Raw genomic sequence first — 16,041 nt, 5'->3', positions numbered from 1 at the left:
TGCTAAACAAATTTAGCCTGAATTTCTTTTAAAAACAAATCCGCAGCAGTCGAAAAGACCTGATGTTTTTTCCAAACGATATTTAACCCAGATTCAAGTCTTGGCTCTAGCGGTCTAAAACAAAGGTTGCTTTCACTAGACGTATTCACTATTTTATCAAGTATTAATGCATAACCAATGCCTTCTTCAACCATAATGGCAGCATTATATGCAAGATTGTATGTAGTAACGACGTTTAATTTGTCAAAATCTTCACCAAACCAGTCTGCAAACTCATTTTTTGAAAACGTCTGCTTCATTGACTGTCGTGAACAGATCAGTGGAACATGTAATAAGTCTGTAGATCGAATCGTATCTTTGGAGGCGAGTGGACTTTCTTTTCTCATAACCACTCCCCAAACATCTTTGTCGGAGAAATTGATATAGTTATATTTGGAGACATCCGCTGGCTGGATTAGAATACCGAAGTCAAGGAGTCCCTTGTCCAGCCGCTCAGTTACATCATCTTCGTTACCGCTGAATAGGTGATAGCGTATATTGGGATATTTATTCTGCACTTCTTTTGCCACTCTTGCAATCTGTTTCATGGCTTCCGTTTCTCCACCGCCTATATAAATATCTCCACTTATGGTTTCTTCCATGGATTGAAATTCTGCCTCTAATTTATCAACCATACCCACAATTTCTTCAGCCCTATTTCTTAAAAGCATACCTTCATCTGTGAGAATAATACTGTAACTACTGCGAATAAATAATTTCTTTCCCAACTCTTGTTCAAGGTCTTTCAATTGTCTGGACAAGGTGGGCTGCGTAACATGCAAGAAATCAGCAGCACGTGTAATGCTTCCTTCTCTGGCGACCGTAAGAAAATAACGCAATACTCTAATCTCCATCGTAACTCCTCCTTTATCCTTTATATTCTACAATAAACCTTACAGAAATGCCTTTCAAGCATAACTTGTTATAAGATATGAGTATTTGCTATGTGGTGTATAAACGCTAAACTAAAAAGCAAGGCAACTGGAGAAGAAATTGAAAGGAATGAATGATATGGATAAGACAACAGTATGGTTTATCACTGGCGCTGGTCGAGGTATGGACACAACTATTGCTAAGGCTGCTTTCAATGCTGGACACAAGGTGGTTGCTACCGGCCGGAATCCTGATGCGGTGGTTCGTGCGATCGGTGAGTCCGAGAATGTAATGGTTGTCCCATTAGATGTTTGCGAGCCTGCTGATGCACATGCCGCAGTTAAGGCGGCAATTGACGAGGCCCAACCGCCGCAACGCTTCATTGCAGGAGCCGACGCGATAGACATTGCAGAACAGAAAATTGCCAACCTTCAGACAGAGATCAATGCTTACCGGGATCTCTCTAAATCCATGGCATATGACAACTAAACGAAATCACCTGCTTGTCTTCATACTGACCTTTGGTGTATTCAGTATTTTAAATACGGAGATGGGCGTAATCGGAATCTTGCCTTTGATTGCAGAACATTACGAGGTCAGTATCTCAACCGCTGGTTTGATCGTGAGTCTTTTTGCGCTTGCGGTTGCTATATCTGGCCCCATTTTACCCTTATTATTTTCGGGCATGAACCGGAAGCATGTCATGTTGTTTGTACTTGGCATTTTTATTGTGGGCAGCCTGGTTTCCGCTATCACATCAAACTTTACGGTATTGGTCATTGCACGTGTCGTTCCGGCTTTTTTCCATCCGGTCTATTGCTCATTGGCATTTACGGTCGCAGCGGCGTCAGTCCCCAAGGAAGTAGCGCCGAAGGCAGTGGCTAAAGTATTTGTAGGCGTGTCGGCAGGCATGGTACTTGGAGTACCCCTCTCGAGTTTGATTGCCACCAGCACATCGTTGTTCTATGCGATGTTGTTCTTTGCCGCCGTAACGATCGTCGCATTTGTAGCAACACTTCTTTTTGTGCCCTCAATGCCAGTTACGAAAAGAATCTCTATGGGTACTCATCTGTATGTATTGAGAAGATCCGTGATGTGGCTATCCATTGCTGGCGTGATTTTCATGAACGGAGCTGTATTTGGGGTCTATAGTTACCTTGCGGAGTTTCTGAAAACCGTGACAAGATATGACTGGAACACCGTCAGTGTGCTGTTATTTCTATATGGCTTGGCCAACATGGTTGGGAACATGATAGCAGGAAAACTGCTCGCTAATTTCCCTTTAAGAACGATCAAGATGTATCCCATTGCATTAATAACGGTATACATCTTGTTGTTCACCTTCGGACAATTCAGTGTGCCAACAGCCTTCCTTATTTTCATTTGGGGGATCATAGGAGGCATAGGGGGCAATATCACTCAATATTGGGTGGTATCGGCAGCACCAGAGGCACCCGAACTGTCGAATGGGATCTTTCTAACTTCTTCCAACCTGGGAACAACACTTGGTGCTAGTGTATGTGGACTAATCGTAACTGGAATAAGTACACAATATATTATAGTTGGAGGAATCGTATTCCTTATCTTTAGTATCGTAACGAATTACTTTAGAATCTCCATGACTGGCCGATTGGAGAGTTCCAAAGTTGAAGGATAAGAGGCGGACGTAGTGATAGGCGTTATACATTAGCGTTTCGGTATTTTGCTCTCATCCATATACAACAGATTCCAGCGGTGACCGTCCAGGTCGGCAAATCCCGCGCCGTACATCCAGCCGTCTATTTCACCTGGCTTGCCAAAGATGGTTCCTCCAGCTAACTCGACTTTTTCAATGAAAGCATCAACTTCTTCTCTGCTGTCAGCACCAATGGAAAATATCACTTCTGCGCTATGGGAAGTATCTGCGGTTTTGGCACCTGTAAATTTCTCAAACGTTGCATCCGGAAACAGTAGAATCGTCGCTGAGCCTATGACAAGCTGGGCTCTCTCGTTGCCAACATTCTCCCCATGGAATCCAATCTCATTGAAAAAGGTAGTGGATTTCACAACATCTTTCACCGGCAGGTTCATCCAGATTTTTTGTGACATGGTAGTAGCCTCCTAGAGTATATTTTCGACACTCTTACTATACTCTACCTCAATTCAAAATTACATAATCGGGTACATACGATTATGTAAGAGTTAGAAATAACTAATATAATGAAGGATGATTTAGAGAAATCCTAATCGTTCTAATCAGTTCAAAACCCAAACCAAAAGAGCAATCTCCAATGAGGTTGCTCTTTTGGTCATGGCTTATTTTGCCTAACGCTGTATACGCAGTTTCTTCCTCCGGCTAGAATGTATTCTCCCCGTTCAATATGAACATTATCGCCTAGAACCGTTTTGAATAAATGTAACTCATTCTTGCATAACCCGGTACATACCGCGGCCGCTTCACAGATGGGGCAATGCTTCTCAATGAGTAGGAGACTGCCATCATCTTGCTCCTTAACCTCGGCCATATAACCTTCATTCGTACGAATTTCGGCCAATTTCTCCAATCTCTCTCTAACTCCTGATGCATCGCCAAGATGCTGAAGATATTGTTCTTGCATATTTTTATTTCGAACATCCAGCAGCTTGTCCAGCCCTTCATGACCAAAAGCTTCTTTCATTGAATTGATGAGGCTGACGGATAAATCGGAATATCCACTTGGGAAAAAACGATTAGCCGCGGGAGTTAGTATCCATAACTTGGTGGGGCGACCCATGGGACGGGCCTCTTCCACAGTGGTAACCAATCCTTCTTCTTTTAGCGCATTCAGATGTTGACGAATAGCCATTCCGGATAACGAAAACTGAGAGGAGAGAGTGACAACATCCATTCCTCCGCGCTCTTTTAACAAATTAATAATTGCTCTCCGGGTACTGGTCGAGACATCCTTTTTAGTTTGATTTCCGCTCATGGTGCACCTCCTTTTGAAGCAACTGAATCTACATGACTAACTACATTTTAAACAAAAATGTTGACAAAGTCAAAGTCGAACTGTAGCTTAGACATTATAAACAAAAATGTTTACTAAGTATCCGGATACGATGTATACATACCAATTTTCTTGGAGGTCACATTTCATGTCGTCTAATCATCAAAGTATTTTCAGCCCGCGTTATTTTGCATTGTCCATAGGAATTATATTGTCAGTGATGGCCGTTGGATTTGAAGGTCTATCCGTCACCACCATTGCTCCTTCAATTGCTGGAGACTTGAACGGCCTTAGCCTGTTCGGATGGATATTCAGTACGTATCTGCTTGCGCAGATTATCGGGACGCTGGTCGTCGGTCGGATCATTGATAAAAGAGGACCTGCAGCACCGTTCACTTTTGCACTTCTGTTGTTTATCGTAGGGCTGATCGCTGCCGCAACCGCAGGCGATATGTATACTATGATAGGATCACGGGCTCTGCAGGGTTTGGGTGCCGGAGCTATGATGACTTGTGTGTATACGGCTATATCCTTAAGTTACCCGGATGAGTTACGTGCCAAAATTCTTGGAGCCTTTGGTACTGCCTATGTTCTTCCGTCCATGCTTGGTCCATATGTAGCCGGTCTTATCGCAGATCAGTGGTCCTGGCGCTTTGTTTTCTGGGGGATCTTACCCGTGCTGGTGGTTTCAGCGTTGCTCAGTTTACCTGCCTTCAGGAAATTAAAAGTGCAGAAGACGGGAGGGGAGAGCGGATCTTCATCCACTTGGATGGCGTTACTCTTAACGTTAGGTACAGGGATTTTCCTGGTTGGTCTAAGTATGTTACCGAGCATTATGGGATTTGTTTTAGTCGTGATTGGCCTGGTATTGATGTTATTTCCGCTCCGTAAATTGCTTCCGAAGGGAACACTTACGTTGCGAAGAGGTATGCCAGCAATTCTGGCAACACGTGGGTTGTTCTTTGCTGCCTATACCAGCACACAGAATTTCTTGGTATTGGCACTAATCGACGTGAAAGGAATCACACCTTCTCAGGCCGGATTAATTGTCGCGAGTGCTGCATTAAGTTGGTGTATCATTGCGTATCTGCAAGGACGGTGGGATGCGGCAGATCAGGGCCGTGGACGTCATATGAGAATTTTTCTTGGGGTATTGCTGCTTGCGATAGGGATTGCCATCGTATTTTGGGTACCTGTTGTGACCGTTACCATCGCAGTTCTTGGTCAGATCATTGCAGGAGTCGGTATTGGATTGGCACATCCGATTAGCGGTGTTGTTGCATTTTCCCAAACGGGGGAGGAAGGCGTGGGCCAAACCTCAGCAAACCTGCAATTTGCAGATTCTTTTACACCGGGGGTAGTGATCGGCATTGGTGGTTCCATCCTTGTCGTGTGTCAGGCTGGCGGGATGTCACTTCAATCCGGCTTAATTGTAGCCATGGGTTTCCATCTCTTGTTGATCGTCATGAGTATCATTGCCAGCACTCGGATCTCACCACGCGGATGAATAAGAAAGTGGGTGTACAGACCATTGCTCACTGAAGATCCGAATAAACTATTTACGGCTTATCGTATCATCGGAACGAAATGGACGATCCATATTTTATGTGCTCTGTCTCAAGGCCCGAAGAGATTCGGTGAAATATTCGAAAGTATTCCTTCCATTTCCGAAATGATCCTCTCCAGACGTTTAAAGGGTCTTCAACATGATCATTTGGTCAAAAGAACAATACTGACACGCCCTACACAAATTATTTATGAACTTACGCCAAAAGGAGCTGCTCTTGCTGCATTCATACCCTGTCTAATGGACTGGGATACCAAATTTCAAAATGATACCACCGGGAGGAATAAAGATGATCATTGAGGTCAGTGATATAGCATCGGACAAAATCGTTGAGATCTTATCAAGTGCGGATATCCAAAATGCCTTCCTTAGAGTAGGCGTTGATGAAGGGGGATGCAGTGGTTTATCTTATACCCTTATCGTGGATGAACAGCAGGCAGAAGAAGACATTGTGTTAAATAAAAAGCAATTTAAGATATTGGTTCACGCAAACAGTATTCCATATATTGATGGTCTTGAGATTGACTATGAGGAGAGCGGAATGTTAGGTGGATTCACCATGAATAATCCAAATGCCAAAGTTTCGTGTGGATGCGGGGCCAGTTTTAGAATGACCAATTATCGTGGCGAAGTGAAAAAATGTGATTAATGAAGGAAGGAGTGCAGAGCAATGATCTCATTTGTAGTATCTGAACAAGCAATCGATTCATTTAAGAATGAATGGGAATTGGAAGAGGACCAATATGTAAGGATTTACGCAAAATATGTTGGAGGAGGCTCCGATGCTTTTACAATTGGCATAAATGCGAGTGCTACACCGGTCGATCCCGCATTGGTTCAATCCATTGGAGGATTTCATTTCTTTGTTGAAAAAACAGATGCCTGGATCCTGGAGGATGAACTTCTCCAAATTGACTGTAATGAAGATGGCATATTTTCAAGCAAAATCTCCTATTGAACATGGGGAACCCTATTCTAGACTATAATCTTACTTTTTAAACATTAAACTTTACAAAGTAAAACACATAAGGTATATTCATGGAGTGAAAAGGTTTATTTTACCATAATATCCATCAAATTATGGAGGTGTAGAAGACAAACAACAATCAGATTGGGATTTTTGATGCTCAGTACAGGGCGCCTACAATTGGGATTATGCTGGTTCTGGCAACCGTAGCTTTTGAAGGACTGGCTATCACAACGATTGCCGCGAAAATGGCACAAAGTTTAGAGGGCATTCATTTATACGGTTGGATCTTCAGCGCATTTTTGTTATCTCAGCTTATTGGAACTTTGGTTATGGGTCAGCAGATTGACAAGCGCGGCGTTTTTACATCCATGCTGATATCTTTTAGTGTTTTTGTGTTAGGAACTGTGGTATCCGCTGTCTCTTTCGATATGCACATGCTTATTGCCGGAAGAGCCCTTCAAGGTTTTGGAGCGGGGGCCTTGATCACATGCGTTTATACCTGTGTGACGTTACATTATCCAGATACACTTCGTACTCAAATCCTGGCCGCATTCTCCATGGCATTTGTCCTGCCTACCTTAATCGGACCTTATGCAGCAGGCCTTATTGCTTCCTACATCTCGTGGCGATATGTTTTCTGGATCGTTTTACCCTTGATTGGAATAGCGCTCAGTCTCACATTCCGTTCTTTCCGTAACTTGCAGCTTCAGCAAGATCTGACAGGTCCAGCGCGAGCAACCGACTCAAAGATTATGTATGCGATTCTGCTTGCCGTTGGAACGGGGCTATTACTCACAGGACTTGGTATGATAACCGATTGGAAAGGTATATTACTTACTTTGGGTGGGTTAGTCGTCATGATCACACCCATGCGTAAATTGCTGCCTGTGGGCACTTTTTCAGTAAAAAAAGGATTGCCTGCTACTTTGGTTTCGAGAGGGTTATATGTAGCTTGTTATTTTACAACGGAAAGTTTTGTGATCTTGGCACTAACCGAAGTGAAGGGGTTATCAGCTGACCTTGCTGGCCTCATTGTAGCAGCAGGCTCCCTGAGCTGGTCCGCCGCAGCGTGGTTGCAAGCCAAGCTTGATGCACGAGATCAAGGTCGTGCCCGAAAGGGTAGGGTCATGACGGGCATTGGGATTATGATCGTTGGAACTGCACTTGTGATCCTGGCTCTTATTTTGACGGACGGCGGGATTATACTCATCCTTCTCTCACAAATGATTACAGGGTTTGGTGTTGGTTTGGCCAACCCTACAACGGCAGCCATTGCTTTACAACATGCCTTGCCCAGGAAAGAGGGCGAAATGTCCGCGAATCTGCAATTTGTGGATTCCTTCTATATGGGAGTAAGCATTGGCGTTGGTGGCGCTCTGATTGCCTTGTCCGAAACGTTACAGTGGGGCATATCGACAGGTGTTTTGATCGTGTTAACACTGCAATTATTATGGGTCTTGTTAAGTTTCTTGGCATCACTACGAATTACCAAACTCGTTCATCAAGAACATCATCCAATCAGCCAAGTGAAGGATAACATCTCCATGTAACGGATGACGACCGCGTCGCTAAATACATCATGAAGAACGGGGGGACTAATTGCATTGGGAGGTAGGTAAGATGGCACGTGTATTAGTGGTCATTACTCCAGCTGAAGGACATGTGAATCCATCGTTAGGATTAGTTACTCAGTTGATAGACAATGGTGAGGAAGTCATCTATGTGTGTACGGAGGAGTACCGTTCCCGAATTGAACAAACCGGTGCTCAGATCATCACCTATCCATTTCCACAAGATGCTTTCTCTCATGATCCGGTGTTGAAACCCCAGGAATACAAACATTCTTATCAGTTCATTTATATGATGGTAAGCGGTATTATTCGGAGGATCATCCCCAATGTGCTGCAGGTGATCGAGGATCAGAAGTTCGATTATATGATCTTTGATTCCCTGATGGGATGGGGAGGGACTATTCTTGCAGAAAAGCTGGGAATTCCTGCGGTGTGCTCGATTGCGTCCTTTGCTTTTGTGGAGCCTCTGGGGTCTAACTCGGGCCTGAATGAGAGGGAGACAAAGAAGCTTTATGAGGCTACGATGAAAATAACAACGGAGTTAGCTGAAGAGTTTCAAGTGAGAATTCCAGCCATGGAAGAGATTCCGGCACATGCAGGTCAGTTAAAGCTCGTGTACACCAGCCGATATTTTCAGCCTCAGGCAGAAAAGCTGGATGATCGTTTTATTTTCACGGGTCCTTCGATCATAACACGTCAAGATGCTCCGACCTTCTCGTTTGAGTTGCTTCGTGAACGGTACCCGCAAACCGTGTACATTGCTATGGGTACGATTTTAAATAAAAATTTGGATTTCTATCAGCTTTGCTTTGAAGCATTAGGGGATCTACCCGTGAATGTTGTTTTATCTTCAGGAAAATACACGGATATGGAGCCACTGGCTGATCAAGTACCTCCTAATTTTATCGTGAAGCCATACATTGCCCAGTTGGACATGTTGCAGCATACCGATGTTTTTATTACACATGCTGGAATGAACAGCACAAGTGAGGCGTTATATTACAACGTTCCGATGGTGATGATTCCATTAACATCGGATCAGCCTCTTGTCGCCAATCGGGTACAGGAGCTCGGCGCGGGTATTACTTTAAATAAACATAACCTCAGTGCAGCTAATTTGAGAGAGGCATTAACAGAAGTACTACACAATTCACTTTATAAACGGCAGGCTTACCTCATTGGTGAATCTTTAAGGCAGGCTGGCGGTTACAAGCGAGCTGCCGAAATGATTATGAGTCATATGGGTTCAGGCCGAGGAAGTTACAGCATTTAATAGTGTTCCATTCAAAGTCGCTTAATAAGCGGCTTTTTTGGTTTTAATACCCTCAAGACTTGACCTATAGTTAACTCTATGTCTTATACTCCGAATAGGCTTGCAAATTATATGAGGAATTGGAGATTTTATTGATCATGGCGAAGAGCACGAATTGGAATGTTTTTGGACTCGCAATACTACTAGGTTTATTTTCTACATTAGGTCCATTTACGATTGATATGTATTTACCGGCTTTTCCGGAGATTGCACAAAATATGAATACAACGGCATCCCTTGTACAATTTAGTCTTACTGCTTGTTTATTAGGACTCGGTGTAGGACAACTTGTTATGGGTCCTTTGAGTGACGCTTACGGTAGACGTAGACCATTGTTGATCTGTATGGCAGCCTACATTATTTGTTCATTGGCATGTGCCTTTGCTCCGAATATCGGACTATTGATTTTGTTTCGTTTCACGCAAGGATTTGCGGCATCAGCTGGAATTGTCATTTCCCGTGCGATAGCTAGAGATTTATATAGTGGACATGAACTCACTAAATTTTTCTCTTTGCTGTTGCTTGTAGGGAATTTGGGGCCTTTGGCAGCACCGATCGCTGGAAGTGGGGTTCTTTCCTTCACAACATGGATTGGCGTATTTATCTGCCTTTCATTCCTGGGGATTTTCTTATTAATCATGACAAAGTGGAGCTTAAAAGAAACACACCCCGTCGAAAGACGTATGGTTCCTGACTTCAAACAGCAATTGGGTAATTACAGAATGCTTCTGCGTGATCGCAAATTTGTTGGTTACATGCTGGCACAGGGGATCATGACGGCAGGGGTCTTTGCTTATGTGGCCGGAACCCCATTTATTTACCAAAATATATATGGAGTTACACCTACTGTATTTGCTATATTGTTTGCTTCAAACGGCATCAGCTTGATCATCGGATCTCAAATCGTGGGTCGATTGGCCAAACGTATCCCTGAGCAGACGCTGCTATTATCGGGACTATGGCTTGCTATAATAGCAAGTGTGGCTGCTTTGGTCGTAACCCTGGCTCATGGTCCACTTTTCGCGTTGGTGATTCCATTGTTCTTCTTCGTATGCTCGATCGGCATTACGTCTACAGCGGCATTCCCACTTGCCATGGAGAGTCAAGCTAAGATGGCCGGAAGTGCAGCAGCACTGCTCGGAGTTGTTCCTTTTCTTCTGGGTGCACTGGTTGCTCCTCTGGTCGGTATCGCAGGTGAGGACACTGCCGTCCCGTTAGGACTCACTTTATTAATGACCAGTATTATTGCGATTGTAACTTATTTTTTACTCGTTAAAAAAATCTCGCAGCATACACCTAATCATGCCCAGTCTAATGCTGACTTTTAGTAAAGAAGGAACAGCTCGCCAAGCATTAGCGTGAGACATGAATGAATATGAATATGATTCCATCACAAGTCGCTGCGATAGCGGCTTTTTTTGGTTTAAGGGCAGAATAAACTTATTCTCTCTTGTACGGCATTCAGGACTTCTTCCGGAATTTCCTTAACCTTGATATCTTCACCTAGAAAAAGCAACCAAATGGTCATTTCGGTTAATTCTTCTGAGTTATGAACATTGATAAATGCCTTTAGGAGGGCAGTCGTTTGGTATGGATTCGTATAGGCAATTGGAAAATTTAAAGGATGGTACTTTTTGTATTGGGCAATCGCTTTTAGGCCAAGTTCCAGGACAAGGTTGATGACCTCTTTCTGCGTATTTCGTTTTAGTTGTTCTACAATCTTTTTTGTACTCAGTCTTTTTTTAGTCGGGTGTGCTTCGACATGGATGAGGTTGTCTACTGATACAATTCGTCTTTTTTCTTCCTCCAAGTCAAAACCTTCAATGATCCAATGGCCTTTTTGATGATGAAGGTGCAAGAGAATGATGGGATAGGACTTTGTTTTCTTCTCTTCTTGGACAGTAACTAACAAATAACGTTCTATAAGAAGGATTTGGATGAGTTTTTCTAAAGTAGGGTGAGGCAGGTCTGACAGATCAAACAAGTCTGGATTATGGGGATTGGTCCCTTCAAAAAGCAATATTTGATTCAAATGCACAAGGTCATCTTGCTGATTTTCTGAGATAAGGCCCAATAATTTTTCAGCCAAAGATTGACGACTCTTCAGATAAGGAAGCTGTTGATTCCTTGTGGCCATAAAGGCAATGAATAACGCTTTGATTTCATTATCGGTAAACCGGACCGTGGGCAGGAGGGAGTTGTTCATGACAAAATAACCCCCGTCGCGCCCAACTTCAGCGACAAGTGGCATTCCCATAGCTTCAATTTCTCTAATATCTCGAATGGCTGTTGAACGGGAAATGTTAAATTCTCGCATGATTTCGGAAATGGTAAAGTGGGCACGGTTATTGATATACCGCGTGATGACATTAATGCGTTCAACTTTTTTCATTGGGTCTCCTAAACAGTATCATATTCTGACATGATTTAAGGTTATTATAAACCCATCAAGTGAAAACACAAATCAATTGAAATTAAAAGAGGACGGTGTAAACCATGAGTAATTATCATTTTGAAGAAAAAGACAGCTTTATCGTTTTAGGGATTGGAACAGAGCTTAAGAGTGACTACACAGACTATGCTGGCATCAGCAAGGAGAAGGCGGATTTTTGGTCCACAGTAAAAGAGAATGGAAGCCTGGACACATTAAAGTCTCTGGCTACTAATGACTATATTTTTGCTGTAAACGAAGCCGTGAATAACAAAATGATGCATTATGCTGGTGTCATGACAGAAGAGTCTCTGCCAGAAGCAACAAGAGTAATCCAATTTCCTAAGGGAGCATACCTGGTTGTGAAGGGCGAAGCAGAGACGGCTGATGCGCTCAGTAATATGCTTACTGGCATTGCCTTTGGTCAAGCCCTCCCCGTAGAAAAGGATTATGCTTATGTTGGCGGTCCGAATACAACAGTTGAAATGGGAGAGAAAAACGGTTTGGTATATGGTGAAATGTGGATTCCTGTTGTAAGGAATTAGTACAAAGGGGAGATCTGAAGACTTTTGAGTTGAATATGAAGGACAAAGCTCTCTTCCAAATGGAAGAGAGCTTTCCCAATTGCACGACAGCACGCTATTAATTTAAAACACCACTACCGATTACTTTTACCTTTATTTCCGGGTGAAAACGAACTTGGGCATACTGTTGATTCCAGTCTAAGCTTTTCCACAAGTCCGGGTGATGGGCGATTAAGTGTCTGCCAATACCGAAGGAATCACACCCGCTCTGCTGAAGTGTCTTGATAATTAGTTCTGCGTCCTGAGTCATGTCATCGGATAACTCGCGGTTCAGACGTTCAATCGTTCCCTTTTCCTGAAGATGATTCATTGCATACTCAACAATCGTTACTGGAAGTTCGATATGGAGATTCACATCAATTTGGCTATCATGTGCAACCTTTACCGCGAGTTTACGTTTGATTTTTTTGGTATTCGCTTCGTAAGTGATATAGTTCCGTGGATTAATGGAAGGACCAGGATGAATCTTTTTGACAAATCGCGCTGTTTTATTCCATTTACCACTCATAATAACGTATAGGGGAGCCTGTTCAATATTAAGACTCCCACTGAACCTTTGCCCGTGAAACAGGGCGATTCCTCGCGCATCAATTTCCTCTCCATTCTTAAATAGATAAGGCAACGTAAAGTCCTGTCCCGGATCCAGCATGGGTGGGAGAAGGGTTTCCAGCGTCATTTCAGGAAAAATGCATAATTCCTCCAAACTCTTAATTTTTTTCGTTATAAACTCACCAATCAATATGCTGCCCACTCTTTTTTGATGTAACAAATCGCCGGCCTCTCCATCCACAATCGCAATTTTTACATGTGAGGTCGGGTAATCAGGTTCCCGATATAAGACATCCAAGTAGGGGTAGATATCATTTTGTGCGAGTTTGTTGCCATATAAGATCATCCCATATTTGAAAAACCGGATATCACCCGTCACTTTAGCGCGAATTCTATCCGTGCTTTGTCGAACGGATCTCCCGGTACCTGAGTGGACTTCATTACCGTTGCTCCCTTGTTGACTCTCAGAATCATCGACAATTTCAAGCGTCTGTTTAATTTCACCCTCTGATGTGATGTCGAACGACGAAGCATTAGCCAGTCTTGCATCTTTTAAACTATCCTGATCCCAGCATCCCGTCATCACCATAAGCAGGATCAGCAGGACAAGGATTTTTCCTCGTTTACTCATATCATCTTCTCTTTTCGTTTCATTATATAAGATAGAACCAACAGTAGCAGAGGCAGGATCATGAGGAAAAAGTAAGCCGATCTGTTGGCTATCGTACTAATCAACTCCAGTTTTTCCCGCTGTTGTGGCAGATAGGCAATTACACAAGAAGCAAGAACGACATAAGGTACAGCTTTTTTATGGTGTTTTTGTTTGAAGAGATAACTTATACCATAAGATGCCGTATAGTAGTAACCGCAGATCGCCCCAAAAATAGAAATTAACCAGATAGGGAGGAACAGGAAATCGGCCCGATCCATTGTCCCGAGTGGGATTGAACGGAGCAAATAAATGACAGGTTCAGGCATTAAGTCAAGTTGCTGCGGACTAAAAGCCGTTGAACAAATAAACACGGTAAATGCATACAACATCACTACTACAGCACTTGCCAGAGCAACAGACTTGAGTTTGCCACCGCTGTTACCTTCAACCATGGGAAAAACAACGAGAAAAAACTCAAATCCGAACATAGCCATTAATGTTTCGGTTGATCCACTAATGATTTTGGGCCATCCTGCTTCGGTTAAAGGCAAAAGATATAACAGATTGATTTCCTTGAGTCCATAACTGATCAATACCATCATGGGCAAGATCAAAAAGGAGATGAGTACAAGGACCCTGGCAATGATCCGTAATTTTTGCCTAACCAAATAGATACTGCTGAACAAAAAGAGGGCTAATATAGCCCACCGCGGCGTATCCTGCAGCATCCAACGGTTGATTACACCATAGGCGTTGACCAACACAGAAGTGCCCATTAATAGGAAATATCCAACGTAGGCAATGATCAGCAACTTTCCCATCCATTTACCCGTAATCAGCGTGACAATGTCATAAATGGACGAGTTCGGGAATCTTCGCATCAAAAGCCAGCACAACAATATGACAAGTTGAATCAGGAAACCTCCAAGGAAAACAGAGATCCACCCACCGCCTTTTGACAAAAGATGTATCCGATAAGGGAGAGACAATATATCTACACCGATTTCAAATTTCATGATGAGCAAGAACAATTGTCCCCGAGTGATCGTTGTTTCCTTATTCACGTTTTTTCCAACTCCTAGAGAACTTCTGCTGATTCAGCCGCTGCGGGCGGGCATCATGAGGACGCCCGCGAAGCGCCCAAATGGGAAATCGAATCCATACATCCTTCATGTCAGCTAAGCGGAAAGGGGCCACTGGAGCAAAATAAGGCGATCCGAAGTTTTCCATCTTACATAGGTGAATGGTTAGAATCACCAGACCAAATGCGATGCCGATATATCCAAAAAGCGCTGCTCCGATCATCATTGGAAAGCGGAGAATACGGACTGCCGAACTCATCTCATGGGAAGGCACCAAAAACGAGGAGATAGCAGTTAGGGATACCACAATAATCATTGTATAGGATACAAGCCCCGCACGAACGATAGCATCTCCTATAACCAAACCGCCAACGATGCCGATGGTCTGGCCCACTCGGCTGGGAAGTCGAACCCCGGCTTCTCTTAATACTTCAAAGATCAGTTCAAGCAACATTGCCTCTACAAGTGCAGGAAAGGGGATGTTCTGCAATGATTTCTTGATTGTGTGTGCCAGCTCGATCGGTAAAATGGCGGAGTGAAAAGAGATGGTTGCAATATAAACAGCAGGTAATGTAAAAGCAATGACAAAACTCATCATGCGAATTAACCTTAAAAAAGAACTGACAATCCAGCGACCATGATAATCATCCGGACTTTGATAAAAAGCAAAAAACGTAACTGGAGCAATAAGAGCTGACGGACTTCCTTCGGCAAGTATGGCGACGCGTCCTTCCATCAAGTTGGCAATAACCCGGTCAGGTCTTTCTGTATTGAGCTGCTGGGGAAACAGTGAGAAGGGGTTATCCTCCACAAACTCTTCAATAAAGCCTGGAGCGAGCACCATATCTGAAGATATGGATGTGATTCGCTCTTCTACTTCGTTCACTAACTCCGGATTGGCCAAGTCCTGAAGATATACAACTGCAATTTTGGTATGTGTCTTCTCGCCGACATTAAAATATCGAACGATTAAAGATGGACTGATAATTTGTCTGCGGATCAGATTCAAATTAACCGAAAGCTGCTCTACGAATCCATTGTGCGGACCTCGAATAACACCTTCGTTTTCCGGTTCGGTTGTGCTACGGACATACATTTTCTCGGTAGAAAGAATGTAAAACTCCGGGTACCCATCGATTATGTAAAGACATTTCCCTTGAATAAGTGAGTCTATTCCACGTTGCAGATCCGTATCTTTTCGACTTTCTAATGTGGTGAACGATGGATAGATTTTCGAATGGGCTTGCTCATTTAGTGCGGTTAAGACATGTGTTTGAATGATCTCTTGATCTACAAGTGAATCGATATAGAGAAGCACACTCTGTACGCCATTGAGTAGAAGCAATTGTTGTTTCAAATCGTCCGTATTATAAAGGGACTGTTCTACGTAAGAAATATTCTTTTTTAATTCAGAGAATGCCTGATTGGTTGGGTTCATTGATCCA

16 protein-coding genes are annotated in these 16,041 nt (G+C 43.2%); 9 read left to right on the top strand and 7 right to left on the bottom strand.

Annotation, left to right across the window (positions count from 1 at the left end; translation table 11 throughout):
* Nucleotides 1-2: 2 nt before the first annotated feature.
* Nucleotides 3-893, bottom strand: a complete 891-nt coding sequence (locus tag NSQ38_RS20290; protein WP_338586823.1) for a LysR family transcriptional regulator — start codon at nucleotides 891-893, stop codon at nucleotides 3-5.
* Between the two features lie 157 nt (nucleotides 894-1,050).
* On the opposite strand from NSQ38_RS20290, the gene NSQ38_RS20285 reads away from it, so the two are divergent.
* Nucleotides 1,051-1,401 carry an SDR family NAD(P)-dependent oxidoreductase gene (locus NSQ38_RS20285; protein WP_339783815.1) on the top strand — a complete coding sequence of 117 codons (351 nt, stop codon included), beginning with the start codon at nucleotides 1,051-1,053 and terminating at the stop codon, nucleotides 1,399-1,401.
* On the top strand, nucleotides 1,391-2,569 hold the full coding sequence (locus NSQ38_RS20280) for an MFS transporter (RefSeq protein WP_339783814.1): 1,179 nt from the start codon (nucleotides 1,391-1,393) through the stop codon (nucleotides 2,567-2,569). Before NSQ38_RS20285 ends, NSQ38_RS20280 begins: the two co-directional genes overlap by 11 nt.
* Nucleotides 2,570-2,598: 29 nt before the next feature.
* Here NSQ38_RS20280 and NSQ38_RS20275 read toward each other — a convergent pair whose 3' ends face one another.
* Together NSQ38_RS20275 and NSQ38_RS20270 are read right to left on the bottom strand one after the other, a co-directional pair.
* The gene (locus NSQ38_RS20275; protein WP_339783813.1) at nucleotides 2,599-3,000 is read right to left on the bottom strand and encodes a VOC family protein; all 402 of its coding nucleotides are present in this window, start codon (nucleotides 2,998-3,000) and stop codon (nucleotides 2,599-2,601) included.
* A 200-nt stretch (nucleotides 3,001-3,200) separates the two neighbouring features.
* Nucleotides 3,201-3,860 carry a metalloregulator ArsR/SmtB family transcription factor gene (locus NSQ38_RS20270; protein ID WP_339783812.1) on the bottom strand — a complete coding sequence of 220 codons (660 nt, stop codon included), beginning with the start codon at nucleotides 3,858-3,860 and terminating at the stop codon, nucleotides 3,201-3,203.
* Between the two features lie 166 nt (nucleotides 3,861-4,026).
* On the opposite strand from NSQ38_RS20270, the gene NSQ38_RS20265 reads away from it, so the two are divergent.
* The 6 genes from NSQ38_RS20265 (at nucleotide 4,027) to NSQ38_RS20240 (ending at nucleotide 10,626) form a co-directional block, all read left to right on the top strand.
* A complete protein-coding gene (locus tag NSQ38_RS20265; RefSeq protein WP_338586829.1) occupies nucleotides 4,027-5,385 on the top strand; it encodes an MFS transporter in 1,359 nt (452 codons plus the stop codon).
* Nucleotides 5,386-5,734: 349 nt separating this feature from the next.
* Nucleotides 5,735-6,094, top strand: coding sequence for an iron-sulfur cluster assembly accessory protein (locus tag NSQ38_RS20260; RefSeq protein WP_339783811.1), 360 nt, complete (start codon nucleotides 5,735-5,737; stop codon nucleotides 6,092-6,094).
* A gap of 21 nt (nucleotides 6,095-6,115) precedes the next feature.
* Nucleotides 6,116-6,403 carry a Fe-S cluster assembly protein HesB gene (locus NSQ38_RS20255; RefSeq protein WP_339783810.1) on the top strand — a complete coding sequence of 96 codons (288 nt, stop codon included), beginning with the start codon at nucleotides 6,116-6,118 and terminating at the stop codon, nucleotides 6,401-6,403.
* Nucleotides 6,404-6,600: 197 nt separating this feature from the next.
* Nucleotides 6,601-7,965: an MFS transporter gene (locus NSQ38_RS20250; RefSeq protein ID WP_339783809.1), complete on the top strand. Its 1,365-nt coding sequence runs from the start codon at nucleotides 6,601-6,603 to the stop codon at nucleotides 7,963-7,965.
* 70 nt (nucleotides 7,966-8,035) lie between these two features.
* Nucleotides 8,036-9,259 carry a macrolide family glycosyltransferase gene (locus tag NSQ38_RS20245; protein ID WP_339783808.1) on the top strand — a complete coding sequence of 408 codons (1,224 nt, stop codon included), beginning with the start codon at nucleotides 8,036-8,038 and terminating at the stop codon, nucleotides 9,257-9,259.
* 137 nt (nucleotides 9,260-9,396) lie between these two features.
* A complete protein-coding gene (locus NSQ38_RS20240; RefSeq protein WP_339783807.1) occupies nucleotides 9,397-10,626 on the top strand; it encodes a multidrug effflux MFS transporter in 1,230 nt (409 codons plus the stop codon).
* Between the two features lie 95 nt (nucleotides 10,627-10,721).
* Here the strand turns inward: NSQ38_RS20240 and NSQ38_RS20235 are convergent, their stop codons facing one another.
* Nucleotides 10,722-11,690 carry an HTH domain-containing protein gene (locus tag NSQ38_RS20235; RefSeq protein ID WP_339783806.1) on the bottom strand — a complete coding sequence of 323 codons (969 nt, stop codon included), beginning with the start codon at nucleotides 11,688-11,690 and terminating at the stop codon, nucleotides 10,722-10,724.
* A gap of 104 nt (nucleotides 11,691-11,794) precedes the next feature.
* Between NSQ38_RS20235 and NSQ38_RS20230 the strand changes: the two genes are divergently transcribed.
* The gene (locus tag NSQ38_RS20230; RefSeq protein WP_339783805.1) at nucleotides 11,795-12,274 is read left to right on the top strand and encodes a GyrI-like domain-containing protein; all 480 of its coding nucleotides are present in this window, start codon (nucleotides 11,795-11,797) and stop codon (nucleotides 12,272-12,274) included.
* 97 nt (nucleotides 12,275-12,371) lie between these two features.
* Here NSQ38_RS20230 and NSQ38_RS20225 read toward each other — a convergent pair whose 3' ends face one another.
* Genes NSQ38_RS20225 through NSQ38_RS20215 form a run of 3 tightly spaced genes read right to left on the bottom strand, consistent with a single transcriptional unit; the run spans nucleotide 12,372 to nucleotide 16,034 of the window.
* Entirely contained in the window at nucleotides 12,372-13,493 is a 1,122-nt protein-coding gene (locus NSQ38_RS20225; RefSeq protein ID WP_339783804.1) for a Ger(x)C family spore germination protein, read from the bottom strand.
* A complete protein-coding gene (locus NSQ38_RS20220) occupies nucleotides 13,490-14,578 on the bottom strand; it encodes an endospore germination permease (protein WP_338586840.1) in 1,089 nt (362 codons plus the stop codon). Before NSQ38_RS20220 ends, NSQ38_RS20225 begins: the two co-directional genes overlap by 4 nt.
* A complete protein-coding gene (locus NSQ38_RS20215; RefSeq protein WP_338586841.1) occupies nucleotides 14,571-16,034 on the bottom strand; it encodes a spore germination protein in 1,464 nt (487 codons plus the stop codon). Before NSQ38_RS20215 ends, NSQ38_RS20220 begins: the two co-directional genes overlap by 8 nt.
* Between the last annotated feature and the right edge of the window lie 7 nt (nucleotides 16,035-16,041).

The organism is Paenibacillus sp. FSL R7-0313 (genome assembly GCF_037969885.1).
Taxonomy (GTDB): Bacteria; Bacillota; Bacilli; order Paenibacillales; family Paenibacillaceae; genus Paenibacillus.
The sequence above is the reverse complement of the archived record's forward strand: the minus strand, read 5'-3'. Positions and strand labels throughout refer to the sequence as shown.